Raw genomic sequence first — 22,287 nt, 5'->3', positions numbered from 1 at the left:
TCAGCTTCCGAAGACGGCCAGGATCGCTCCCACGATGACGGCGAGGGCGGCGAGGATGCCGAGCGAAATCCCCGAGACGAGCGCACGGGTGCGACTGGTTTTGTACTCGACCGGGTTGCTTCCAGCCGAAGCGGTGGCCATGGATGCGACGTTGATCAGAAGGAAGACGATCGCGCAGATGATTGCCAGACCCCACAGGCCGGCAAGGACTTTCTGCCAGAGGGCGGTGAACTCGGCACCGAAGATGGAGAAGTCCGGGATGACGCCTTCGATGGGGTTGTCGATCGCTAAGGCGCGGGTGATGACGCTCATGAGGTTGCTCCTTCTGGCCTACTTGGTGTTCTTCTGGATCGTTTGGATCACCGCGGCAGCGGCGGCGGTAAATGCCGCCCTAGTGGCCGGGGCGACTTTGCTGAGGGTGATCTGGCCGCGTTCGGCGATATGGGGGTCGTAGGGGATCGTGAACATTCCCCCGACTGCGGCCCGGTCGATGATGTTGTCCAGACGTGCGACCAGCTGCGGGTTTTCCGGGCGGCCATCGACGAGACGGACGATGATCGCCGTGTTTGCCAGCTGCGCGCCCTTGGGTGACTCGGAGCGGAGGCGGTCGAGCATGGCGATGGCCTCGAGGACGACATCGGCGGAGTTCAGGACCGGCACGACGAGGGCATCCGTGGTCTCGATCGCTCCGGCGAATGCCGAGCTGGTGGGTTGGTTCCCGGAGTCCATCACCCTGATGGCGTAGAACTCGTCGATCACTCGTGCCGCCGCCACGACGTCGTCACGGGTCAGCGGGGCCCGGTTCCCGACGGAGCCGATGATCGAGGCGTAACTGGTCTGTGGAGCGGTGTAGCCGGCGAGTTGGCCGGCGCTGCGGATGCCAGCGGCGTCGCGCACCAACTCAGCGACACCTCGGTTGGGGTTGCCCTCGGCACGGAATGAGAGCGTTCCCCGGTCGTCCGAGACCTCGAGGACCGCGACGGAGCCGCCGCGGATCGTGGCGATGAGCCCGCCAAGCACGATCGACGTGGGCGTCTTCCCGCTCGAGCCCTTTGGGTTGGCCACGAGGACACCGACCGCTTCGGTGCCGACGAACTGCCGAATGATGGTCTCCCAGTTTCCGAGCTCAGCGGCAGCAGCGAGCTGCCGCTGCTCCCCCGCTCCCGGGGCCACATGCAAGCCGAGCTTGTTCAACGCGCCGCGCCACCCTTGGGTGGCGGACGGAGCGCGTTCGATCGTGCTGATGACCGCCAAGTCGTCTACCGGCTCCGGTGCGAGCTCAGCTTGCAGCTCTGCGTCGGTGATCGGACCAGCATGAGCTCCTATCGCGCGAACGGGTTCCTCGTTGGCTTCCACTGCGTCCACGATCTCGGTCCGCGCGCCTGCTGACTCAGCCTCCGCAGGCACGACCCCGGGCACCGCGTGCAGCGCGGTCGTGGCGCTTGCCTCCTCGACGTAGCCAGCCGCTTGGAAGGCGCCTGAGAAGTGCGATGTGCGTGAATCGCTGACAGGTTCTGAACTCATCTTTGGGACTCCAAGTCTCTTTCGTACGCATGAAAGTGATAGCTGACCGAAAAGGCTTGCCCTCGAGCGGGACCACCTTTCGAGCTGCCGCAAGGTGACCGACAGCTCGCTCGGTGGTCTCTGAACCGATCCTGCGGAACACCTATGACCGGATTTACTGGTGTTTCTCTTGTAGTCGCCATCGATGACACCCCCCGTTGTGGTTACGTCTCATCAGGGTAACCCCACCCATCGACATCTGTCGCCATTTCGGCAGCTTGTAATTCGACTAAGAGGTAATGCGACGTTACCTTGGGCAGGCCTGGGGACCTACCTTCTCGGCCATCGAGGTGGCAGAAGGGGTCGGGGCACAATGGAGGTATGCCGAGCAGACGTGAACCGTCCGACATGCCCGAGCGCGCTGAGGTCGCGTATCGCTCAATCTCCGGCAGCTCGCGCATGATGACGCTGCGGTTTCTGCTGGATCACCCGAAATCTACCGTGCTGCAGATCGCGGCAGCGACGGGCGTCAGCCCAGCCTCCGCGCGCGTGTCGCTCACCGACCTCGAGGCGGCCGGCTACGTCACGGCCGATGTCGACGGCCACCGAAATGGCCGGACTGTCCGCTACTCCGCAGACCGCGGCAAGTTCGTCGACGACCTCAGCCTGCTGTGGTCATGGATGGTCCGCTGAACTACCGATCTGACCGACGCTGTGCGCGTCAGCGCCACTCCCCCGCTGGCGCGGAGCGTCTGGTGCCAAGACCGGCAGCCACATCGTAGTTCGCTTCCGGCGCTCCGTTCCAACCTCCTCGAACGCGCCCCTCCGGGGCTTATTTCGCTCGAGGAGCTCGGCACTACACACCTCCCACTCACTCTCGATGCTCGTGCCGGTTTTGGCACTTCGGAATGTCAGGGAGGAGGCATCATGGTCACCGTTTACGGCAAGGCCGATTGCCCACAATGCGCAGCGACACGACGGACGCTAGAGATCAAGGACGTTCCATACGAGTACGTCGATGTCGATCTCGACCCTGCAGCTGCAGACGTCCTCCGTTCCCGCGGGTTCCATCAGATGCCCGTCGTCGTCGCTGGCACGACTGTATGGAGTGGCTTTCGGCCCGACCTAATTGTGGGAGAGTCGCGCCGACGTGAGGCCGACAATGTATCGAAGGACGGGGTTAATTCTGTCTAGACGTATTTATCGCTGTCGCTTCATTCGGGTTCGGAAGGCCTCGTCGATGAAGTCGACCATCGTCATATCGTTTTGAGCCAAGAAGCGGTCGACCTCGTCCCTTAGGTCAATCTCGATTTTCGAGGAGAACGGTTCCATTCGTCGGCGGGATCGGGGCCGTCCCGGTCCGCGCCTCACGACAGGCTCCGATGGGGCCTGAATCGAATTGTCCTCTGGCTCAATAGCCGGAACCCCTTGTACTTCTGCGTCATGGATGGCGGCCCCCTTGTCCCCCACTTCGGAAGCGGGCCGGGTTTCCGACGTGGTTGACGGATCAGTTGGGCGGGTGAAGGCGTCCACGATGTCTTCTCGAGGCGCCTTGGTCAGGGACCGACGTTCCAGTTTCGCCATTATTTGCTCCGCTCAATCTTGCGTGCCAGTTCCACGAAGTGTTCGACCAGGTGCATTGCTCCCCTAGTGCTGACTTTGGTTAGTGGCGTGCCTGCGCTCTGCGAGTCCGGGATCGCGGTGCGCAGCGGCAGGATCGGGTCCAGCACGAGCTCGCCAAATGTCTCCTGAATCTGCTGCACCTGGAATGCCTGCTCAGCGGTCTTCGGATTGGTCTGAAACTTGTTGATGACAATGCCGCCGACCCGAAGTCCCGGATTGAGGTAGGAGGCCTTCTGTACCTTCTCGACGGTGGCCAGGTACTCCTGTACGCCGCGCACAGAGAATCGGCCTGGTTCCGTCACTACCACCAGCGTGTCAGCTGCAATCAGTCCATTCAGCGTCAGCCGCCCAATAGCCGGCGGCGTGTCAATCAGGATGTGGTCGTACTTCGCCAACTCCCCCGCGCCGGCGATGGCACCCTTAAGGCGCTGCTCGGGTGCAGTTAGCTGCTCGGTATCGATCCGAGCAACATCCGAGGAACCGGGAACAACGTCGATATGTGGCCACTCGCTCGCCACCACAGCCTGGCCCAGGGTTCCGTCCTCGCCCGCGTAAAGCACGTCGAAGACGTTGTATTCGCCCTCCACCCCAAGTGTGTCGGTCAGGTCGGCTTGGGGATCGACGTCGACCAGCAGCACCTCTCTACCGAGTAGCGCTAGGCCCTGAGCCAACCCCAAAGTCACTGATGTCTTGCCGACACCGCCTTTGCGGTTGCCGACTGCTGTGACTTGCGTCATCCACGAGCTCCTCTCTTACTCTTCGCAGCCTAACGGCGATTGATCTGACCATCTGTATAGACATACGTCTTTCCCTCTTTCATTCATTCCGCCTTTCCGTTCTTACGTCATTACGTCCTTGCGTCTTTCCGCCTTTCCGCCATTATTTCTATCTGGACGTATTTATCTCGCATTTCGACGCCACGCGGCAATCACGTCTCGAGTAAATAATTACGTCAAGCCATAATGATTAGGCAATCATCAGCGGGGGAGCGCGAGGGGGCAGAGTCCCCCCGCCGACGTCCCTCAGTCCTCCAGCTCGTCGTCACCCGCCAGGGCGTCCATGATGGCGTCGGCGGTGCGGAGGACGCGGTTGGCCGTCGCGCGGATCGTGTCGGTGTCGCCGTCGGCCCACCCGGCGATATAGCCGATGCTGTATGCGCTGGTGTCGAACCCGAGAAGGCCGGCGACGACGTAGGCGACGCTTTCGGCTTCGGTCTCGGCGATGCCGCGGTGTTCAGCGTAGTCCTCGAGGTCGTCGACGTGCTCGAGGAGGATGTGCGCGGTTTCGTGGATGAGTGTTTTCGCGGTGTGTTCGGGGGAGAGGTTGGCGTCGATGGTCACTGTACGATCGGCGGGCCTGGCATATCCGTTCGTGTCGCCGGGGATCGGTTCGTGGCGCACGTCCCAGCCTTCACCGGTGAGGTAGTTGGTGAGTGCGGCGGAGAAGCCGTGGTCCTCGACTCCGGTGAGGGGCCGTACGAGCTGCATTGGGTCGGTCTCGCCGTCGATGACGTCGGTTTGGCTGATGTCGAAGACGGACAGGATGGGGAAGCGGCGGGTGATGGTTTCGACCTCGTCGCCGTTGTCGTCTTCTTCGGTGGTCTTCTTGGTGGAGTAGCCGAAGATGCGGATGGCGCGTTCGCCTTTGCGGACTTGGCGGCCGAGTTCCTGCCATCTCCGGAATCCGGCGACGCGGGAGGCTTCGGGGCGTTGGGAGAGGATCAGCAAAACGTTGTTGAGGCTGTAGTTGTGGAATGCTCGGGCGAACTGGAGGAATCGTTCCCAGGCGGCGGTGTGGCGGAGGGCTTCGACCTGGGTGGCGATGTTCTCGTGGAGGGCTTCGGCTTGGGCTTCGCGTTCGTCGGCGGTGACGCTGCTGCGGGTGGGCATGAGTTGGCTCCTTCAGTGTTCGGTGACGGTGTAGCCGGGGAAGAGGCCGTCTTGCATGAGGGCGAGCTCTTCAATGGTTGAGTTCATGGCGTCGTGTTCGTCGAACGGGATGAGTCCGTCCGCCCAGTTGTCGCCGTGCTGCGCGTCGAGCCAGCGGGAGGCGAGCTCCACGTCGGTGTCTGCGGTGATGGTGCGGCCGTCGGGGGTGGTCAGGGATAGCACGTCAGGCTCCCTGCCGGTCGTCGACGGTGATTCCTCGTTCGGCGAAGACTTCGCGGTTCTCCGGGGTGATGCGCGCCCAGCCGGTGGGGGAGAGGACCGCCACCGGGTCGCCCTCGGCGTCGTTGAGGATGATGCAGGTGCGGACGTCGAGGACTTCGCCGGTGCCGGGGCAGAGGATGGTCTTCTGGACGAGGTACTTCACCATCTCGTTGCGGAGGATGATCTCGAGGTCGGTCATGGTGGGCTCTCCCTGATTCGCTGACAATTTTTCTGTGCCTTCCGGCGAGAGAATCGATTGCGAGCGGGAGCCCCTGGAGTGCCCAGAATCTCGGGCGAAATAAGCCCCGCAGGGGCGCGTCTGAGGTTGTGGGAACGCGAGGGGCGGAGCGAGCTACGATCGGCAGCCGGAAAGCACAAAAACACCCCCAGCAAGAGCAGTGCCGCGCAGCGGCTCGATCACCAGAAAAGCTGCACGCCGGCAGCGCCGGCGTCCCGTCTGCCCCCGGCACAGGGGAGCGGTGAACCAGGTGTGTGGTGTGCCGGCCTCCGTGCCGGCGCGGGTGAGTGGGCTCGGATCGGTAGGGGAGCGGCGGCTGCCGATCCGAGCCCGGTCTGGTGGCTACTCCTCGGAGTCGTCGAAGCCGTCGCCATCAGCCTCCGCCGTGTCATCCTCGACCAGCCCGGCATCCTCCGCACCAGTGTTGTCGGTCTCGTACGCCGATCAGGCCCGCGACGGTGGCGTCGTCGTCGAACTCGATCAGCGCCGCCGCCTAACTCGACGTCAAACCTTCCGTATTAAAGTGCGGACTGATCGTCAAGTGTTGAATGTCGGAGCGTGGGACCGTTAGATTGCAGCCAGACGGTCACTTGATCAGCGGACACTAATTTGGGGGACAAGCGCATGCGCGCAAATAATTCTCGAAGAATATTCACGAGGGGTGGGCTGGGGGTTCTCATCGCTTCGGCCCTCGTTGTCTCGGGCGGTGTTGCCGCGAGTCACGCCAAGGACAATGACGGCGAGATCGAGTTCCTGTCGACTGAGGGCATGCCTTTCGTCAGCACGTTCGACTCGATTGTGGACTCCAACGGGGCGGAGGGTGCCGCCGATTTCTTCCTGGGCGCTGCCGAGGTGGCGCGAGAGGATCCGTCAGGAGTGCCCCTCTCACAGCTATCAGAGCTCAACGATTCCGATCTCGTCGATGTCCTGGAGGCGAGCGCATCGGCCGCCGCCGAGGGTGAGGCAATTGACCTCAACGCGCTGAGTCCTGAGGCGGCAGAGGCCATCACGACGGGCAGCGGGGCAACTTCCTCGGGACCGGCTTCTGTTGAGAGCAGCGTCGTAGCGAGGAGCACCCCGCCGGACCCCTGGATCGGCTCGCTCGAGTATGGATACCCGGTCAACAGCCTCTATGGGTGGCAGATGGTTTGGCGCTCCGAGTACCAGCACTGCGTGATTGGGGACGTATTGATCTGCTGGACGACTTCTTGGGTTGAGGTCCGGATCACGACGAGCCCCGGCGAAACTCAGACGCAAACCGACCTTAACTTCACCCGGTGGGGTGACGAGATCGGGAACGCGTGGGTGTGGTCTCGCGTGTGGGTGAACGGTGCCGCGGCAGGCGACAGCGACGCCGTGTACTGGCCCGTTGGCGGAACGCAGCACTGGACTGACCACTGGAGTAGCTACGGCAAGACATTCCAGATTGGGTACCAGATCAGGTACCAGAAGCCCTCCGGCGACGGCACTTCGGATGTGGGCTTTAGGACCGCGGTTTCGGAGAAGTGCAAGGAGCCGACGCCTGGTGCCTACCGCTGCAAGTTCCCGACTGGGGTCATCGGGCTCTAGCTGGAATGACCGACCCGAAAAACGGCGACGTGGGTAGCGACCTCTGGGTTGCTACCCACGGTAGCCAGCAAGACAAGTCCCTCTTAGCGTGGCGGGAGGACCTAGCTCCTGCGGTGCTGGATGCCCTGGTACATGACGAGGATCCCCTCGTGGTCGAGCAGCTGTGCTTCAATTCCGCGCTCTCCGCGAAGCAGATCGACGACATCACCGCACGTCACCCGTCGCTGCGTGAAATCTTTGCCGCCAACCCTTCGGCGTCAGCCAGGCACAAGGGCGAACGCAAGGTTACCGAGCTCTCGGACGCGAACCTCTACCTGTTCTTCCAGGAGGTAAAGGCGACAGAGCCCGAGATTCGCGCGCTGCAGGCCATCCGCCGAGACGCGATTGCAAACCGCCGCGTCAAGGAAGCGCCCTTGCTGTGGGACGTGTGGATGTCGGTGCACGAGGAAAAATCGGCCGAGTAGGGCCGTGCGCCGGTTTTGGCCGGCGGCGCGAAATCCTTTGCCTGCTGGCGTTGGCCACCAGGGAGGGAGCAGCGCTCAGCGGGACCGCGGCGTGGGCACGGTCACGGCTGAGCGCCACACCCACGCCTGTTGGGTCCCGCCACCCTGTGTGTCCCACTCGACCAGCACCATGCGGTCGTTGAACGCAACAACTCGTCCTGAGACTTGAACGGTCGATTCCGGATATCGCACCCAGGCGAGCACGCGCGGGCTATTGTCTGCAGGCGGCTGCTCGACCGCGTCACCGGTGGACTTCCTCTCCGCCTCGGTGAGAGAGATCGGTTTCGAGCGTGTCAGGAATGCGTTGATCGCCTTGTCGGTGAGGTCCGACCCATATCGACGATTGCTTCGCATCCCGCCACATTAGAACATATCTTCGAATATCAGCTACGTTCCTCGACGGTGTTCGGAGTGTCACTGGCCCCGACTGGATCGACGTCGCCCTCAACTGACTCAACCTCGTCGGCGACTGGGGGATCGAACTGTGGTGGGGGAGTGGGGGTGGCCTGACGGGTGGGGAGAGCGCGAAAGGGTGCGATGCCGCCGGCTTGGACGATCCAGAACGCGCCGTCGGCGGCTTCACGAACGTCTTGGGGTGGGACGAGGAAGGTGTGCTGGGCGCGCCCGGACTTCAGTTCTTCGCCGGTGGCGGCGCCGGAGGCTTCCATCTGCATGACGGTGCCGGCGTACTGGACGACGTCTTCGGGGTCTTTGGAGCGGCCAAAGATGAGGGCGGCGCCGGAGGAAAGGGCGCGGCGGCGGGAGATCTCGTCGCGGGAGAGGCCGGCGACGGATTGGGCGACGAGGATGAGGCCCATGCCGGCGGAGCGGGCGGTCTCATAGAGGCTGGTCGCGGTGTCGCCAGGGTCCGTGGCGCCGGTGACGAGTTGAGGGAACTCGTCGACGACGACGAGGGTGGGGGTCTTGTCGCGCTGCTCGAGCCGGGTGGCGAGGTAGTTACGGAGATCCAGCAGCAGGAGGTCGCCGAGGCGGGCCTGGGTGTCGCTAATGGGGGAAAGGGGCACGATCCGGATGTCGGCCTGCGGGTTGGCGTAGGACCAGCCGTCGGGCCCAATCCATTGCTGGAGGGGGCGGAGCTCTACCAGGAGGCTGGAGAGGGCGCGTTCGCCGGCGGTGGTGCCGTCCCGGTCGACCTTGTGAAGCACGATACCGAGGTCGACGCGGTCGTCGATGAAGTTCTCCGGCCGGGTGAGCCGCTCCCGAAGGTCGTCGACGCTGCTCACCGGCGACACGGACTGGACGACTTGGAGGACGCCGCGGATCTCGTTGAGGTAATACTGGTTCGCGCCGTCCGGGGGTGGCATCAGCCGCATCAGCTTCGACGTGATCTGGTCCGCGGTCCCGGTGAACAGGTTCCAGCGGCCGCCGACCTCGGCGGTGCGGCCGAGGGTGCGGGCGACGGCCTGGAGCTTCTCGGCGTCGGCGGGGTCGCCCTTGGCGTCGATGAACACCACCGGCCACCCGGCCTCCAGCGCGCACAGCATCAGGTCGGACAGAAGCACCGTCTTGCCGGTGCCGGATTCGGCGACGAGAAGCGCGCGGACGCTGGCGGCGTGGGCGGGGAGCATCATGAGCTTCCCATCGGTGTCGGTCCAGTCGCGGACGCGGCGAACGTCGTAGAAGCGCTCTTCGAGGTTCTTCACCGTCGCCCGCGACACGAACCCGAACCCCCACCGCCCGCCCGGACCAGACAGGGGTGCGGTGAGTGCCTTGTCGGTTGTGCGGGCGATCGCGCCGGTTTCAGCGTCGAGCTGCACGCCGACCCGGCGCGCGGCCGCCGTGTCGGCGGCACGCTTCCGGGCCTGCTCGATCTGGGTTTGCCGCAGCACGTCCGAGATGCGGCGGGTGCGGACGCGGCGGGCGATGCGGCGCCGGTGCGCCGACAAAGCCACCGGGATCAGCAGCACCCCAGATGCCAGGTTCGCGATCGCCCACGGCAGGAACGTAGGAAGGATCTGGTCGGCCCAGTCGGGTGCGGTCCGGAACGCTTCGGCGTCACCGGAGCTCACCCACTGCACCACCAGCAGCACCTCCACCACGAGCAGCCCGACGACCAGGAGCACCCCGGCAGTGTTGATCGCCCACCGCCAGGGGGAGACGAGCCAGAACCTCGTCTTGGTGGCCACGATCTCGCCCGAGACCGCGACCACGATCAGCGGGATCAGCAGCGGCAGAAGCAGGAGCGCGACGACGACCTTGAAGGCGAGGACGACGACGGCGGTGAGCGCGTCACCGCCCGGATCAGATTGCACCTGGTCCTGCTGCTGGGGGTTACTCATCACGGCTCCCTTCGTCGGGCACCACCCCGTGACACACGCGGCCGGGTGTCAGCGGGTGGTGCGCGCGCCTTCCAGCTCGGCACTCACGGTCGACTCATCGATGCGCGCCCACGCCGCGGCGTCATCCTTCGGCCACTGCCCGCGCGCGTCGAGAATCGGCAACCACAGAAAGCGGCTCCGGAGAGAGCCGAGGGCTCTGGTGTGTTCGTCGGCGCCGGCCGCGCGCAGCGCGGTCGGGGTCCCGAAGTAGATCACCCGGCCGAAGCCCTCCCGCTCGAGCCGGCGCGCGTGATCGTCGATGATCTTCCCGTACCTGGCGCCCGTCTTCGGAGTGAGCTCCACCTCAACAAGCTCACGCACACCATCCAGCACGGCGACCCCGTCCGCCTGATGGTCGCTCCTGTTCTCCGGCTTCCGGTCACGCTCCCAGCTGTAACCGCGACACACGAACCGGGCCGACGCCGAAGCCACCACAATCTCGTGCCGGGTGGTCTGCCGATACAAATTCGGAGCCGCCTTCCCAGTCGCCTGATGCGTCGCCCACACGATCGACCCATCCCGAAACGTCAACCGCTGCCGATCCACCAAACCCACCGCCGCGACCCGTGCCACCCACTGCTGCGCCTTCCGCAAACTCACCGGCGACCCCGCCCCCGAGAACCCACCCAGCGCAAACCGGACGGCCTCCATGTCACACAACCGGACCGTGTCCAACCAGCCCACCATCTGCTCGTCTCGCTCCGTCAAACGCACACGTACCCCCTCGAGCCTTTCACCCCGACCCTACGTTGCACCCCCGACAATTACTAGACGAAACACCCCCCACACGAGTCACAACCCGTAACTACACACCCACCCGGGCACCCGCACCTCACACCGTCATTCCTGTCTGTTCCTCCATCTCTCCTTCCTGAATCACTCACTCCACCACCCCCACCACCTACCTATTCACTCTTTCTTTTCTTCTCTCTCATCTCTCCTGTTTTCCCCCACCACCACACCACCCCTTTACTCCCCAACCTCCATCAAATCTGCATCGCTGAGTTGGGGGAGGTTGGGAAGCGGCCGAAGGCCGGGGGTGGTGTGGTGGTGGGGGAATCAGGCCTAAACGGTACGTCAAGGTATTCGCGCTTGGTGAATAGTTCTGCGCAGTATCCCGATGGGGGCGTGAGAACGCTGCTGTCAGCGTCGTGGCCGGCGTTCAGAAGCCGTCCCCTGCACGATAGGCCAGCCCGCACCCATCCGAAAGCCCATACCGCGCGCAGAGAGTTCTCGAGCGTGCGCCGGCTGGGGCATGAGCTCGAGGCGCACAGATCGCCAGATCCCCTCGCGCAGGACTTTATGCACGGTCACGATTAGCACCTTGGACGGGACCGCAGCCAGCACGCCGGCACGTGCGGCCGCAATCGACCTTGTTGGTGAACTGTAACCCTTCCCTATCACGCTGCTCCTCCTCGGCCTGGCCTGCGTGAGCGTTCCCAAGCCTTATGCGCCTCGTGCATCGCAGCGATCGCCTCGTCAATTGCCGCCTGATCACGGGACGCCCATCGTTCTTCTTCGACTTCACGTTCGCGCCGACGGGCATCCTGCTCGGCCCGAGTCTGGACGGCGCGGAGGCGAGCTTCCTCGGCCGGCGTCGGCTCGTTCGGGTCAATCGCGTTCCGGATCTGCCACCCCAGATACGCCACCGGATCACGCTGCCCACCCGGCTCGGCAACCGTGAAGCCGGCACGCTTGTTGCCCGTGGCGAGAGCATCCATGAAGGCGTCGATCGTCCACCTGTCGGGGTCGACCTCGCAGCGCTCGAGCATCGCGCACACCTGACCGATATGCCGCCCATCCGCCAACCACCGCATCCGTGCCACCAGCCCCGCAGCGAACCGCTGCACACCAATCGACCTCGGCTGATCCGACTTCGGGGAACGGGACCGGGTTGACCTTTTCGTCTTTGCTGGAGGACGCGAAGCGTCCGATTGACGCGCGTTTGCGCGCGTTGGTTTAATTTCTAGATCAGGAGTTTTAACATCAAGGTCACCCCTACGGGGTAGGTGGACATTTTCCACAGCCCACCGTCTCGGCATGGTCAACGCACGCACCGACGCAGCCTTGATCTGACGTCCCCCATGGGCGCTCAGCGCGGCCTTACGCTCGGCCACGGTGAGGTAGCGGCCCTCCACGATTGAGACGGCCAGGCCGAGTGCTTCTAGCAGACCCCGGGCGCGCTGCACCGTCTTCTTACACACCCTGATCGCCTCAGCCACCGTTTCGTGCGCCGTGGACACACCCCGGCCCGTGTCAGCATCGGCCGCGAGCATGTCCGCGTGCGCGATCCGCAGCAGCGTGTCCGGCGCGACCTTCGCCCGCCGGCGCAGCTCCTCACCCTCCGGGGTGCGCAGAGCATCCATCACAGCGTCGAACCACGCGGCGCCGCTCGTCCAGGCCGGCACAGCCGCATACGCCCCCGCAGGGGCCTCCAGGCTCCATGAGCCGGACCGCTTCGAGCTCGCCGACTCTGAGGCATCCTGTGGCCCCGAAATCGGGTCGTCGAAGTGATCTGACACGCCGACGGGCGTATTTGCGCGCGAAACCGGGACATCAAGTCCCACGTGAGGTACGATCGGCACGTCTCCTTGAAGACGCGGAAGAGCCTCCCGGCTCTACCGGGTTCTTGTACTGGGATTGCTCCTCACCTCGTTCTGTCGCCAAACATTCCCGAGGTAGGGAGCCAGAGCTTCGGACCCGCCCCTGTGGCGGGTCCTTTCTCGTTATGCGGAGTTGATCGGCACCGTCTCCCTATTCGATCGAGGAAGGGTCCGTCGGATTAACGTGCCCGAGTACTGAACTCTGGTATCACTCGCCGCTACGTGCTGGGAAGGACTCGTGCGAACTCCCGTCAGAGAGGCGCGGAGAAATGTCGACACGCCGGTGATCTCTAACGTTCCCCTGGTTCGTTGGGTCGTCATTGGTACACTTAGTCCTAACTTCAAACGAGAACGACGAACCCTCCGGGATCGCCGGTTTCGTTTGGATCAGCTCAAACCTCTTGGGTCGCAAACTTCGGGGGTGAGAGCTAGGTTTTCGGATGGCCCGTCGCTTGCGGCGGGCCATCTAACATTTAGGCGACGTCCGAGATCGGCAGCTCCTCGTAGTGGGGGAGTAGGGCTGCCTGGGGAGCCAACTCCGTCATGCCAACTTCTCTCGCCAAGACGGACGCGACGTAGTCGTTGACGCTCATGCCGCGTTCTTCCGCCTGTACTCGCACTGCTTCGCCCAGCGGGGGCGCGACACGCGAGATAAGTGCTGTGCGCTCACCCTTGCCGTGGCGTCCGCCTCGGTATCGCTGTCTAGTCATGCCCTGAATGTACGGGGGTTAAGAATCTGATTCTGCGAGGCGCGCCGGGGTGTCGTCGAATGCTGATTCTGATTCTCTGCATCTTGCCCATCACGTCTCAGGCGTCGGCATCTTTGCTTCGACCAGACCCGCGCTCCAGGCGAATGGAGGGTGGCAGGCTGAGGGTCCCGAGAAACGCGGCCCAGCCGGCATTGGCTTCATCGCCGGTTTTGAATGTGCCGAGCCACGCGTCGAACGCAGGGCTGCCCACAAGCTTGATCTCCACACGAAGGATGTGGTGTGTTTCGTCCCGGCTCAACTTAGGAACCAACGAGACAACATGATCCGGGTTGATCCACATGCGTGCCGCGCCGATGGGCCCGTCACGGTCGGGGAGTGGTACGAAATGTGCCATACCGCCACTGTGACGGACCGGCCTCGAGCCCAGCAACTACTCTGCCGCACTGACGTCAGGTCAGTTGATCCCGCCGAAGTGATGGAGCAACGCTTCGACAGCGGTCTCGGGGGCGCTGAACGACCCGAGTGCATACACCTCGTGCGTGGCGTCTTGGTCGTCTGCATGGCTGAGGCGGTAGCCGTCGAACTCTCGCTCGATGCGCCACGGTGTTTCGACGAGGCCGCCGTCAAACTCTTCGACAACCCAGTAATGGTCGTCTTCGATGCCTCGGGCGATGTACAGCACGGCTAGTCCGTGATGGGTGGGTAGCCGCCGTCGACGTGGGGGAGGGTTTCCATCCAGAGCATCGCCTCGGCCGCGCGATCGAGCGCGTCGACTGCAGCACGAATGGCGGCTGTCGAGTCGGGCCAGTCGGTGTTGTACTGGTCCGCGGTCATGACGATGCGGCCGTCGGCGGCCAGTTGCTCAAGCTGGCGCTGCGATGCGCGAATCTGCTCGCGGATCTCGTGGGCCTTCGACGGATCGGTCATGTGCTCAGGGTAGCGGCGACACCCGACACCTGACGCTTGTTCTAGGTCCGGCGGAACGGTAGGTCGTAGGTGCGGGCGGTTCGCAATCGACGGCAAGGTCAATATCGCCATCACCGAGTACGAGCACGCCGGCGGAAACCCGCAGGACTGGCGCCCATCGGACTGAGCGGCCAGTTACAACGTCGCCCCACCAACAACCCATCCGTGATTGTCCGAGACCGCGTCGACGACGACTCAGGCGAGATCCGCCGGGAGATCGCTGGGACGCCATCTGGGACTTCCGACCGCCATGGCTGAAGACACGCGCACCGCAGATCAACGCCAGGATCGAGAACCTCACCAGCTCCAACCTCTGGAAGAAGGCATTCATCGGCCGGCGGGCGATCGTGCCGATGCTCGGCTACTACGAGTGGAAGACCACCGGCGGCAAGAAGCAGCCCTACTTCATTCACTCCGACTCCGACTTCCTCTCGACCGCCGGCATTTACGTGCCCGTGAAAGCGGGGACGACCGGGAGGCTCGCTTCGCGATCATCACCCGCGAAGCCCGCGACGCATCCGGGGAGATACACGACCGGATGCCCGCTTTCCTCACCCCCGACGCCTGGGATACCTGGCTGGCTCCCGGCGACCTCGCCGGCCCAGCCGAAGCACTCGACATGCTCAAAGCATCGTCCGAGGAAGTCGCGTCGACGATCACGACCTACCTCGTGAGTAAAACGATCAACAACGTGCGAGCTCGCCCCGAATGGAACGACACCACGCTGCTCGAACCCGTCGAGCTCGACGAGAAGAAGTAGTCCGCAGCGGGGTCAGCCGAAGCAGAGCTGATGTCTTGCGGCAGAACCCGACAATAGTCTCGGTGTACATATTGGCCCGCTCGATCTCCCGCTGGGTGCGGTCGCGTCCACGGAGCGCATTAGCGATCGCGAGATGGAAGATTGCTCGCCATGCGCAGCAACTCCGCGACCTTTGGTTCCATGGCGTAGACCTCCCCATCCCAATCCCAGATGTAGTGCCAGCTACCGCCGGAGCGGGTGGAATACACCGGCAGGTCAGCGCGACGGATGGCCTTGCCTACGCCACCAAGAATTCCGGCAACGCCTGACTTTCCCTTGGGGTGTTGTAGAGCCTGGGCGAGGTCCTCGGCAGAAATAAAGGCAGTCGATTTCATAGCCGCGCGCGCCATGCACAGGAGGACGCTGCGGCCGGGCAAGGATACCTCTTTCCAGAATCTCTCTGCCGTGATGAGCGCGTCATCAGCTTCCACCCACGCGGGGAGCAGGCGCGAGTCGACCTCGATGGGAGTGTGAGGGTCCGGGGTTTCAGAGATGAATTCGCCAAAGCGGGCGTAGAACTCCTTCACCCGGTGATCGGGCACGTGGACGGTTATCTGGATCATATGAGTGTCCTCAAGATAGGTTGCAAGCTGTCTTGAATAGGATCGCAGGGTGCGGCCATAAGAGCAAGATAGGTTGCAAGCTATTTTGCTATTCTCGAGTGAGCTCGACCCAAAGAACTTGTACCTGGATCGGCACATCACAAGCCTGATCGCTGGACGCTAGCTTGGGCGGACTACAGCTCGATGAGTTGCTGGATTGATGCGGTACGGATGACGTCAGTTGCGATAGCCACAGTCGCTTCGGAAACGCCGCGCCGGTTACTCGCGCGGGCGGTGATGGTAGCGGAGAACGATGCTGGTCGGCTGAGGCCGGATTGAACGCCGAGCAACACGAAGGACTCGCTCGAGTAGGTCTTGTGCGCCTGGACGAGCTTCCAAGACGCTGTGACTGCCCACCCGGCGCCCTCCTTCTGAATATCAAGGGAGGTGTGCAGAAGGCCGTTCAGATCTGGAACGAACGGGACGGCACCGGCGTATACGGAATCGAGGATCGACCGAGGCATCTGGGTGTTGTAGGGCTTGGGCTCCTTCACCTTTTCATGATCCGGCTTAAATGCGTGTGCTTCCACGCCCGGCGGGAGGGTAAGAACCAGCTCAACATCACGGAGTGCTTCATCGCCGGTGTTGTGGATCGTTAAAGCCCAGGCGTCGTCTTCGTTATAAATCGTGTAGGCAATTGCTCGGGCCCATGCAGGGGCATGCTCTCGGAGCTCTCGGGCGTAGGTGTCTACCTCGGCTTTGAATTCCGATGGTGTGCGCGTATCTCGGTGGAGGCCTGGATTTGTTCTGGCACGCTCGGTGGCCAGCAATTCATCTCGTCGCTGATCGATCCATTTATCCACGTCGCTGTTGGTGTCGTTCAGGACGAAGAAGCCCTCTTTCGGAAGCTTCAGGCCGCACGTCACCGCCAGCGATGGTGCGCGCCGAGAATCTAGAAGTCGATCCTCCAGACTCTGAATGTCTGCCGGTGTCGCGGGCAACGTCTGGCCCGTCGTACGGACGAAGATCGTGCCTGCATCTGCGCCCTTGCCTTTTTCCGATTGAAAAGTCTTGCCGAGTGACGCAATCCGATCACCGCCCTTGGGGCTCTCAACGATAATCACGAGCACATCGCGACCCTGAACAGTGATGCTGAGGTGATACCACGCAATCTTCGGGCCCGCGAGATACTTGCTGATCCCGGAGGTCACGACCGCGGAATCCGGCACAATCGTTCCGGCGACGTTACCCGGCTCAGCCCCCACAAGCATGTAACCGACACCCTCAAAAGCAGTACGGGCCAGATCCACGGGTCTGTTGAACATCCCAATGATCGTCCGCGCAATCGCATACTGGCCAGCAGCTCCAGTCAAATCGAGCGTCGACTTCCATTCGAGGAAATGAGTCTCGTCGCCGGGAGAAGCGAGGAAAACAGCCGTGGCCAACGCCTCGAGGTCACCCGGAGACCGTGGCGGAATGCTGAGATCAAAGTTCAACATGTGATCGCGTCGCTTTCAGTGGATGCACTTGGACTAGTGCTTAGCCGAATGTGAGATGGTACAGGTCGACGACCTCTCGGAGGGCCGGGTCGTCGGGCACGATCTCTCGGGTGGCCTCGAGCTCGACGCGGGCGCCATCGAACACAGCCCAGCACTCAAAGTCACCGAGCCGTGACACGTACCGGATGCCGGCGTAGAGGGCGCCGCCGTGTTCGTCGGTGCGGGAGTACACCCAGCCGGCGATCGTACGGGTGAGGAGCCGGTTGGGTCCGCGGACGTGGGCAACGTCGAGGTTCTCGAGGTCGTGCTGCAGCAGCAGCTCCGGAGCGTGCTCCGTGAGGAACGTGTGGGTGGCCGGTGCTTCGACGTCGACGAACGGGAGTGAGCCGACGACGTGGAAGGTACGCAGCCGTCGTGTGGCGATCCACCCGGCGGGCACCTCGCCGGGCGCGATGCGTCCGGGCTCGAGCCCAAGATTCGTAAGGGTGCGCTGAGCGGATGCCTTGCGGCGGAACCCGGCGAGGGTCTCGGCGTAGGCGCCGGCTGCCGCGGTAGCGCCATAGAGCACACCGGCGCCCGGCACGTCGAAGCGATTGCCTGCTCGAGGGTTGGGGGCGTCGACGGGGTTGAGACGAGAGAAGCGCAGTGGAGGGTCGGCGCGCTCGACCCTGCTGAGCAGGTGTGGCGCTTCGACGGTGGCTGGCTCAGCCGGCATTGATGAACGTGCGTGCGGCCGCGAGGACGTCGCGGACGTGACCGGCGGCGATCTCCTCCGCGGGAGACTCGTCATCCAGCTGCGGGTTCATGCCGATGAACCAGGCCCGCGTGACATCGTCACCTTCGACCTCAGCCAGGAGCTCGACGACCTGAAGCGTGTCTCGGAGCAGCTGCTGATCCTGCGCGCTTGGGACCGCAGTGCCGGTGACCCAGCGAGTGACGGTGCGGGTCTGCTTGGCGGTGATGAGCGCGACGACATCCCGGCCCAGCACCTGCTGCAGGCGAGCCGCGACTGCAGCAGCCGTCGAGCGCACCGCTCGCGCGTGCGCGACCCGGTCAACCGGTCGAACATCGAGATCCGTCATGACTGCAGTCTACGCTCGTGGCCTGCTTGACGCATCCTTGGTGTCACTCGATATGTCACCCATATGACCAATAATGTTCCTTATGTCAATACGTCAACAAAATGGCAGGCAATTTGCCCAGCGCCGAACTGGCGGGTGTGTTGGGCAGTAACCTTTTGATCCCTTCCTCCGCTCGCAGCGAAGAGCTATCGTCGACGCCCGCTGACGCAGACCACGCGATGCGTTGCACCACCCTGGGTCGAACACGAAGCGCTGCAGCTGAGTGAATGATCCTCGGGCGGGGTCAACCCTTGGAAAGGCATTACCCCACACATCGCGAGCGTCACCGAAGAAGTGGACCCGAATTACCGGACCCATCTCCCCGATTGTATGAATTTGATTTGTGTTCGACATGTGTGTGGATCTATATTCCATGTACATCGCTCCGGGGGAGCGTGGGGGAGCGGAACATCATCCGCAGAAGTGAGCGAACGCATGATGCGTCGTATCGGTCGTTGGACCGCGATTTTCTTTGTGGTCTTGGGCCTATTCGTGGGCGGGGGCGTGACTGCCGCCCAAGCCCTGCCCGCCGGCACGCCCGCCATTGAGGCAGAGGTGACCTCTCCAGCGGAGGATTCGGGTGACCATGAGGGTGCGGATGATCCTGCGGATCCGGTTCCTTCTGATGAGCCGGATGCAGAGACCACTGATGGCGGTGCTGGCGACGCATCGCTCTCGGACGATTCGGGTGTGCTGCCTGATCCGCAGCAATCCGACGTCCCCGATCCGGTTGAAGCGGTTGATCCCGGCCCTGCGGAGGATTTACCGGCGCCACCGCCGAAGCCCGAAGACGCTAACTCAGCGGGAACAGAATCAGACGCGACTCGTATCGCTGTCGCGTATGGCCACAACGTCGTGGTCGAAGATCAAACAACTGAAACCACTCTTGTGGAAGCTCTCCCTGACGGGACATACCAGCTGACATCGTCGTCGATGCCGGTCCGGGTCGAGCAGGACGAATCGTGGGTCGACATCGACACCACTCTCGAATCTTCCGCTGAAGGGTATCTCTCGCCAGCGGCCACCACCGTACCTGTCCGCTTCTCGGACGGCGGCACCGGTCCAATCGCCCAGGTTCAACTCCCCACAGGCGTGTGGTTCTCGGAGTCATGGGAACTCGGCCCTCTCCCGACGCCTACAGTCGATGGTGCATCGGCCACGTATGGGGATGTGATCCCTGACGTGGATCTGCGTCTGACGGCTACGTCGACCGGGATGAGTGAAGTGTTGATCATTAACACTCCGGAAGCTGCAGCTGACCCCGATCTCGCCGCTTTGAAAGTCAAAGTTGCAGGAGCAACGCTTGCAGCGACGGAAGACGGTGGGGCGGTTGCTGCCGAGGCTGGCACCGATGGGCTCCCAGCTGCGAGGAGCACAGGGGCGTCGGCGTTGGTCGATGAGGTCGACCCCGAGACCATGCTGCGTGCCAGCGAACCCCGAGCATGGGACTCCTCGGCCGCGGAGTCTGGCCCGAATGGTCCGGGCGGTAATGCAACGTCCATGCCGATTGATGGCACTATCTCGGGCGGGCACACCCTCACTGTTGATGTGGCAGCCGCGACCACGGAGGCCGGCGACGTCACGTATCCGGTGTATGTGGACCCCGATTGGACAGCCGGGAACATTCACGCGTGGACGATCAACCGCACATATCCGACGCGTAGTCAGCTCGACGGTGCCGGTTACGTCAACGGAGACAACAGCCAGGAGGTCGGGTTCCTCGCGGCTGGATGGACCAACCCGCCCGGTGGTGACGGCCGCGAGCAGCTGGCGATCTCGTTCTGGCAGATGGGCATCGGCCCGACCGCGGGCAAACACATCATCCGGGCAGACTTCAACGTCACGGAGACCTGGTCTTCGTCCTGCGCGGCGCGGGAAGTGCAGTTGTATCGCTCGACGAACCCCGGTGCCGGAGCGAACTGGAACCAGTCGCAGTCAGTGCAGTACTTCGGTCCGTCAAATCAATCCTCGGACTGGCCCAATAATCCGCTAGACACGGTGAACGTCGCAAAGTCCACTCAGTGCGCGAGCTCGCCCCCTGGGCCCGTCGGCTTCGACGCTACAGCTGGCGTAGCAGCAATCGCCGCAGCCAATCAGCCGGAGATCGTTCTCGCGCTGCGCGCAGCCCACGAGGACGACACCTACTCATGGAAACGCTTCAACCTCGGCGCTTCGCTGATCATTAAGTACAACTCACCCCCGAGCAACGCCACGAGCGTCAGCTTCTCCAGCCCTTCCCGGGTCTGTGGCACCTCTGCGGCGCCGGTGGGCGTGAGCGCCGCCGTGGGTCTCACGACGAAGGCCACCGTCACCGATCCCGATGGTGGTGACACGGTGGGGGCCCTGTTCCGGGTCAAGAACCTCGCGACCGGACAGTACATCTACAACTACGACGTCACGGACCAACCACAAGGTGTGATCTCGCGGAAAATCGACGCCAACACGTTGCCGCAGAACGGACATTTCGTGATGGAGGTGTGGGCGCACGACAAGCTCGAGTACTCACCGAACGACGTCAAGTGCTACTTCGACACCGACTCCGTGGCGCCTGCAGCTCCAACCGTCAGTGTGCCCAGCGCTCCCGGAGTGGTGGGCAAGCCGCTTCAGAACGTTGTCTTCTCCTCGAGCCCGAGCGATAGGGCAGGCGTGTTCGGGTACCTGTGGGGCGACACGCAACACACGGATTCCAGTGCGCTTCTGATGCCTCCAACCTTCCCAGCAGGAACCACGACAACCCTGCCTGCATGCGGCACAGCGTCAGGGAACATCACTTTCGTGTGCCCGAACTCATCCGGGGTGGCTACCTTGGCGCCCGCCCCGATCGACACGGACGGGCTGCTGTGGGTCATGGCGTACGATCGCGCCGGCAACCGCTCGCCTCTCACGAGCGTTGCTGTGTCCGCGGCGGCAGACACGACGAACATCAAGGTGAATGGCGGCCCTGGCCATCAGTGGAACGTCACCGAGGCGGGCCAACCGCTGCCGGACAACATCAATGATGTGAACACGGCCACCAGCGCCGCCCCCACCGCAGGATTCCCGATCAACATCGGCGCAGGTTTCACCCGCGCCGAAACCTCAACCGTTCCCGGGAAACTCGGGCCACGCCCGGTGCTGTCCTTCGACGGATATAGCGCACTTCACAGGGTCCTGAACTCCACCGATCATGCGCTAATCGTCGAAGGGATCCTCCCCACCGGCTATAACGGGTACGCTCTCGACGGTCAGGGCAGCCAACTCGGCCAGGCCGTGTCACTGCTCACCTCCCCGACCGGAGAAGTGACGCCAGCCCCATCGGGCATGAAGATCATCTACTCCTGCTTCCTGCCTGGCGGGGACGACATGACATCAACCGACCCGAACTGTGAAGGCACAGGCATTACAGGCACGGCCCTTGCCTACATTTGGTCGGGCACCGGCACGAACGGGTCAACCGCACCCACCGGGGTCTACGACCCCAAAGCCATCTACCGCTGCCGTGTGGGCAGCGACCACTTCGTATCAATCTCCTCCACATGCGAGGGACAAACCTTCGAGAAACGACTCGGCTGGCTCACCTACGTGACAGCAGTTCGAGCATTCGCCCCGGCCGTAAACACCGTCAACAGCTTCACCGTCTCAGCGTGGGTGAAACCTTCTGACCTTGTCGATTCCTCGCGGTATCACACGATTCTGTCGCAAAGCGGAACAGCGACTTCGTCCGCGGGAACCACCTATGCCGGGTTCTATCTCCAAGCTGCGCCCGTCTTCAACAAGCAGAACCCGACGCTGCGCGACGGCGTGCGATACCGGTTCTGCGTGCGCTCCCAGGTCACCTTCAAAACCGACTGCGCCGTCAGCAACGTCGATGTCGCTGATGACACGTGGGTGTTCGTGACCGGAATCTGGGACTCGGTCAACAAGCAGATGCGCATCATTCAGGGCAAAACGATCCAAGGCGCAGAGTCCCACACGCCCGCTACCAATGAGATCAACGCCAACGGGCAGTTCACGGTGGGGTCGTCGACGACGAACAGTGCCCGAACCAACATGTGGAACGGGTACATAGCGAACCCGTCCATCTTCCCAGGGGTCGCATCGCTGACACAGATCGACAACCTGTCCAAATTCACGTCATTCTGA

23 protein-coding genes and 1 pseudogene are annotated in these 22,287 nt (G+C 63.2%); 7 read left to right on the top strand and 17 right to left on the bottom strand.

What is annotated here, in order from left to right:
- Complete coding sequence (locus tag HL652_RS21140) at positions 1-312, bottom strand: hypothetical protein (RefSeq protein WP_253743987.1); 312 nt, start codon at positions 310-312, stop codon at positions 1-3.
- 18 nt (positions 313-330) lie between these two features.
- Positions 331-1,524, bottom strand: coding sequence for a MinD/ParA family ATP-binding protein (locus HL652_RS21135; RefSeq protein WP_171707532.1), 1,194 nt, complete (start codon positions 1,522-1,524; stop codon positions 331-333).
- 360 nt (positions 1,525-1,884) lie between these two features.
- Between HL652_RS21135 and HL652_RS21130 the strand changes: the two genes are divergently transcribed.
- Positions 1,885-2,196 (top strand): winged helix-turn-helix domain-containing protein, encoded by a 312-nt coding sequence (locus HL652_RS21130; RefSeq protein WP_171707531.1) that lies wholly within the window; start codon positions 1,885-1,887, stop codon positions 2,194-2,196.
- A gap of 234 nt (positions 2,197-2,430) precedes the next feature.
- Positions 2,431-2,697 carry a glutaredoxin domain-containing protein gene (locus tag HL652_RS21125; protein WP_371743658.1) on the top strand — a complete coding sequence of 89 codons (267 nt, stop codon included), beginning with the start codon at positions 2,431-2,433 and terminating at the stop codon, positions 2,695-2,697.
- Positions 2,698-3,086: 389 nt separating this feature from the next.
- On the opposite strand, the gene HL652_RS21120 is transcribed toward HL652_RS21125, so the two are convergent.
- From HL652_RS21120 to HL652_RS21105, 4 genes are all read right to left on the bottom strand, one after another.
- Complete coding sequence (locus HL652_RS21120; RefSeq protein ID WP_171707530.1) at positions 3,087-3,863, bottom strand: ParA family protein; 777 nt, start codon at positions 3,861-3,863, stop codon at positions 3,087-3,089.
- Positions 3,864-4,148: 285 nt separating this feature from the next.
- Positions 4,149-5,015: an ArdC-like ssDNA-binding domain-containing protein gene (locus tag HL652_RS21115; protein ID WP_171707529.1), complete on the bottom strand. Its 867-nt coding sequence runs from the start codon at positions 5,013-5,015 to the stop codon at positions 4,149-4,151.
- A gap of 12 nt (positions 5,016-5,027) precedes the next feature.
- Positions 5,028-5,237 carry a hypothetical protein gene (locus tag HL652_RS21110; protein WP_171707528.1) on the bottom strand — a complete coding sequence of 70 codons (210 nt, stop codon included), beginning with the start codon at positions 5,235-5,237 and terminating at the stop codon, positions 5,028-5,030.
- Between the two features lies 1 nt (position 5,238).
- Positions 5,239-5,475, bottom strand: a complete 237-nt coding sequence (locus tag HL652_RS21105) for a hypothetical protein (protein ID WP_171707527.1) — start codon at positions 5,473-5,475, stop codon at positions 5,239-5,241.
- An 807-nt stretch (positions 5,476-6,282) separates the two neighbouring features.
- Here HL652_RS21105 and HL652_RS21100 point away from each other — a divergent pair.
- Together HL652_RS21100 and HL652_RS21095 are read left to right on the top strand one after the other, a co-directional pair.
- Complete coding sequence (locus tag HL652_RS21100; RefSeq protein WP_171707526.1) at positions 6,283-7,083, top strand: hypothetical protein; 801 nt, start codon at positions 6,283-6,285, stop codon at positions 7,081-7,083.
- 149 nt (positions 7,084-7,232) lie between these two features.
- Positions 7,233-7,547, top strand: coding sequence for a hypothetical protein (locus tag HL652_RS21095; protein WP_171707525.1), 315 nt, complete (start codon positions 7,233-7,235; stop codon positions 7,545-7,547).
- Between the two features lie 75 nt (positions 7,548-7,622).
- Here the strand turns inward: HL652_RS21095 and HL652_RS21090 are convergent, their stop codons facing one another.
- The 7 genes from HL652_RS21090 to HL652_RS21055 form a co-directional block, all read right to left on the bottom strand.
- Positions 7,623-7,940, bottom strand: a complete 318-nt coding sequence (locus HL652_RS21090; protein WP_171707524.1) for a hypothetical protein — start codon at positions 7,938-7,940, stop codon at positions 7,623-7,625.
- Between the two features lie 29 nt (positions 7,941-7,969).
- Positions 7,970-9,886 (bottom strand): type IV secretory system conjugative DNA transfer family protein, encoded by a 1,917-nt coding sequence (locus HL652_RS21085; protein ID WP_171707523.1) that lies wholly within the window; start codon positions 9,884-9,886, stop codon positions 7,970-7,972.
- A 48-nt stretch (positions 9,887-9,934) separates the two neighbouring features.
- Entirely contained in the window at positions 9,935-10,612 is a 678-nt protein-coding gene (locus tag HL652_RS21080) for a hypothetical protein (protein ID WP_171707522.1), read from the bottom strand.
- Positions 10,613-11,325: 713 nt separating this feature from the next.
- Positions 11,326-12,333 (bottom strand): hypothetical protein, encoded by a 1,008-nt coding sequence (locus tag HL652_RS21075; RefSeq protein WP_171707521.1) that lies wholly within the window; start codon positions 12,331-12,333, stop codon positions 11,326-11,328.
- A 1,002-nt stretch (positions 12,334-13,335) separates the two neighbouring features.
- Positions 13,336-13,632, bottom strand: a complete 297-nt coding sequence (locus tag HL652_RS21065) for a hypothetical protein (RefSeq protein ID WP_171707519.1) — start codon at positions 13,630-13,632, stop codon at positions 13,336-13,338.
- A gap of 60 nt (positions 13,633-13,692) precedes the next feature.
- The gene (locus tag HL652_RS21060; protein ID WP_171707518.1) at positions 13,693-13,920 is read right to left on the bottom strand and encodes a hypothetical protein; all 228 of its coding nucleotides are present in this window, start codon (positions 13,918-13,920) and stop codon (positions 13,693-13,695) included.
- Positions 13,921-13,922: 2 nt separating this feature from the next.
- Positions 13,923-14,165: a hypothetical protein gene (locus tag HL652_RS21055; RefSeq protein ID WP_171707517.1), complete on the bottom strand. Its 243-nt coding sequence runs from the start codon at positions 14,163-14,165 to the stop codon at positions 13,923-13,925.
- 101 nt (positions 14,166-14,266) lie between these two features.
- Here HL652_RS21055 and HL652_RS22110 point away from each other — a divergent pair.
- Together HL652_RS22110 and HL652_RS21050 are read left to right on the top strand one after the other, a co-directional pair.
- Positions 14,267-14,608 (top strand): annotated as a pseudogene (locus tag HL652_RS22110) (SOS response-associated peptidase family protein); the annotation flags it as partial.
- On the top strand, positions 14,575-14,964 hold the full coding sequence (locus tag HL652_RS21050) for an SOS response-associated peptidase family protein (protein ID WP_371743661.1): 390 nt from the start codon (positions 14,575-14,577) through the stop codon (positions 14,962-14,964). The pseudogene HL652_RS22110 and the gene HL652_RS21050, both read left to right, overlap by 34 nt.
- Positions 14,965-15,083: 119 nt before the next feature.
- Here HL652_RS21050 and HL652_RS21045 read toward each other — a convergent pair whose 3' ends face one another.
- The 4 genes from HL652_RS21045 to HL652_RS21030 all read right to left on the bottom strand — a co-directional run bounded on the left by HL652_RS21045 (position 15,084) and on the right by HL652_RS21030 (position 18,126).
- Entirely contained in the window at positions 15,084-15,566 is a 483-nt protein-coding gene (locus HL652_RS21045) for a hypothetical protein (RefSeq protein WP_171707515.1), read from the bottom strand.
- Between the two features lie 173 nt (positions 15,567-15,739).
- Positions 15,740-17,044, bottom strand: coding sequence for a hypothetical protein (locus tag HL652_RS21040; RefSeq protein ID WP_171707514.1), 1,305 nt, complete (start codon positions 17,042-17,044; stop codon positions 15,740-15,742).
- 40 nt (positions 17,045-17,084) lie between these two features.
- Positions 17,085-17,759, bottom strand: a complete 675-nt coding sequence (locus tag HL652_RS21035) for an RES domain-containing protein (protein ID WP_171707513.1) — start codon at positions 17,757-17,759, stop codon at positions 17,085-17,087.
- Positions 17,749-18,126, bottom strand: coding sequence for a hypothetical protein (locus HL652_RS21030; RefSeq protein WP_171707512.1), 378 nt, complete (start codon positions 18,124-18,126; stop codon positions 17,749-17,751). The genes HL652_RS21035 and HL652_RS21030 overlap by 11 nt, the downstream gene beginning before the upstream one ends.
- 462 nt (positions 18,127-18,588) lie before the next feature.
- On the opposite strand from HL652_RS21030, the gene HL652_RS21025 reads away from it, so the two are divergent.
- Complete coding sequence (locus HL652_RS21025) at positions 18,589-22,287, top strand: LamG-like jellyroll fold domain-containing protein (RefSeq protein ID WP_171707511.1); 3,699 nt, start codon at positions 18,589-18,591, stop codon at positions 22,285-22,287.

It is taken from the genome of Herbiconiux sp. SALV-R1 (assembly GCF_013113715.1).
In the GTDB taxonomy this organism is placed as follows: domain Bacteria; phylum Actinomycetota; class Actinomycetes; order Actinomycetales; family Microbacteriaceae; genus Herbiconiux.
Note: the sequence above shows the minus strand (reverse complement) of the source record. Positions and strands in the feature narration are given on the sequence as shown.

Bases quoted from the DNA above. Each gene is read 5' to 3' on its own strand.
- HL652_RS21040 (WP_171707514.1), bottom strand. From the start codon at position 17,044: ATGTTGAACTTTGATCTCAGCATTCCGCCACGGTCTCCGGGTGACCTC.
- HL652_RS21140 (WP_253743987.1), bottom strand. From the start codon at position 312: ATGAGCGTCATCACCCGCGCCTTAGCGATCGACAACCCCATCGAAGGC.
- HL652_RS21045 (WP_171707515.1), bottom strand. From the start codon at position 15,566: ATGATCCAGATAACCGTCCACGTGCCCGATCACCGGGTGAAGGAGTTC.
- HL652_RS21135 (WP_171707532.1), bottom strand. From the start codon at position 1,524: ATGAGTTCAGAACCTGTCAGCGATTCACGCACATCGCACTTCTCAGGC.
- HL652_RS21125 (WP_371743658.1), top strand. From the start codon at position 2,431: ATGGTCACCGTTTACGGCAAGGCCGATTGCCCACAATGCGCAGCGACA.
- HL652_RS21055 (WP_171707517.1), bottom strand. From the start codon at position 14,165: ATGACCGATCCGTCGAAGGCCCACGAGATCCGCGAGCAGATTCGCGCA.
- HL652_RS21085 (WP_171707523.1), bottom strand. From the start codon at position 9,886: ATGAGTAACCCCCAGCAGCAGGACCAGGTGCAATCTGATCCGGGCGGT.
- HL652_RS21080 (WP_171707522.1), bottom strand. From the start codon at position 10,612: ATGGTGGGCTGGTTGGACACGGTCCGGTTGTGTGACATGGAGGCCGTC.
- HL652_RS21105 (WP_171707527.1), bottom strand. From the start codon at position 5,475: ATGACCGACCTCGAGATCATCCTCCGCAACGAGATGGTGAAGTACCTC.
- HL652_RS21115 (WP_171707529.1), bottom strand. From the start codon at position 5,015: ATGCCCACCCGCAGCAGCGTCACCGCCGACGAACGCGAAGCCCAAGCC.
- HL652_RS21030 (WP_171707512.1), bottom strand. From the start codon at position 18,126: ATGACGGATCTCGATGTTCGACCGGTTGACCGGGTCGCGCACGCGCGA.
- HL652_RS21130 (WP_171707531.1), top strand. From the start codon at position 1,885: ATGCCGAGCAGACGTGAACCGTCCGACATGCCCGAGCGCGCTGAGGTC.
- HL652_RS21065 (WP_171707519.1), bottom strand. From the start codon at position 13,632: ATGGCACATTTCGTACCACTCCCCGACCGTGACGGGCCCATCGGCGCG.
- HL652_RS21100 (WP_171707526.1), top strand. From the start codon at position 6,283: ATGCCTTTCGTCAGCACGTTCGACTCGATTGTGGACTCCAACGGGGCG.
- HL652_RS21120 (WP_171707530.1), bottom strand. From the start codon at position 3,863: ATGACGCAAGTCACAGCAGTCGGCAACCGCAAAGGCGGTGTCGGCAAG.
- HL652_RS21090 (WP_171707524.1), bottom strand. From the start codon at position 7,940: ATGCGAAGCAATCGTCGATATGGGTCGGACCTCACCGACAAGGCGATC.
- HL652_RS21035 (WP_171707513.1), bottom strand. From the start codon at position 17,759: ATGCCGGCTGAGCCAGCCACCGTCGAAGCGCCACACCTGCTCAGCAGG.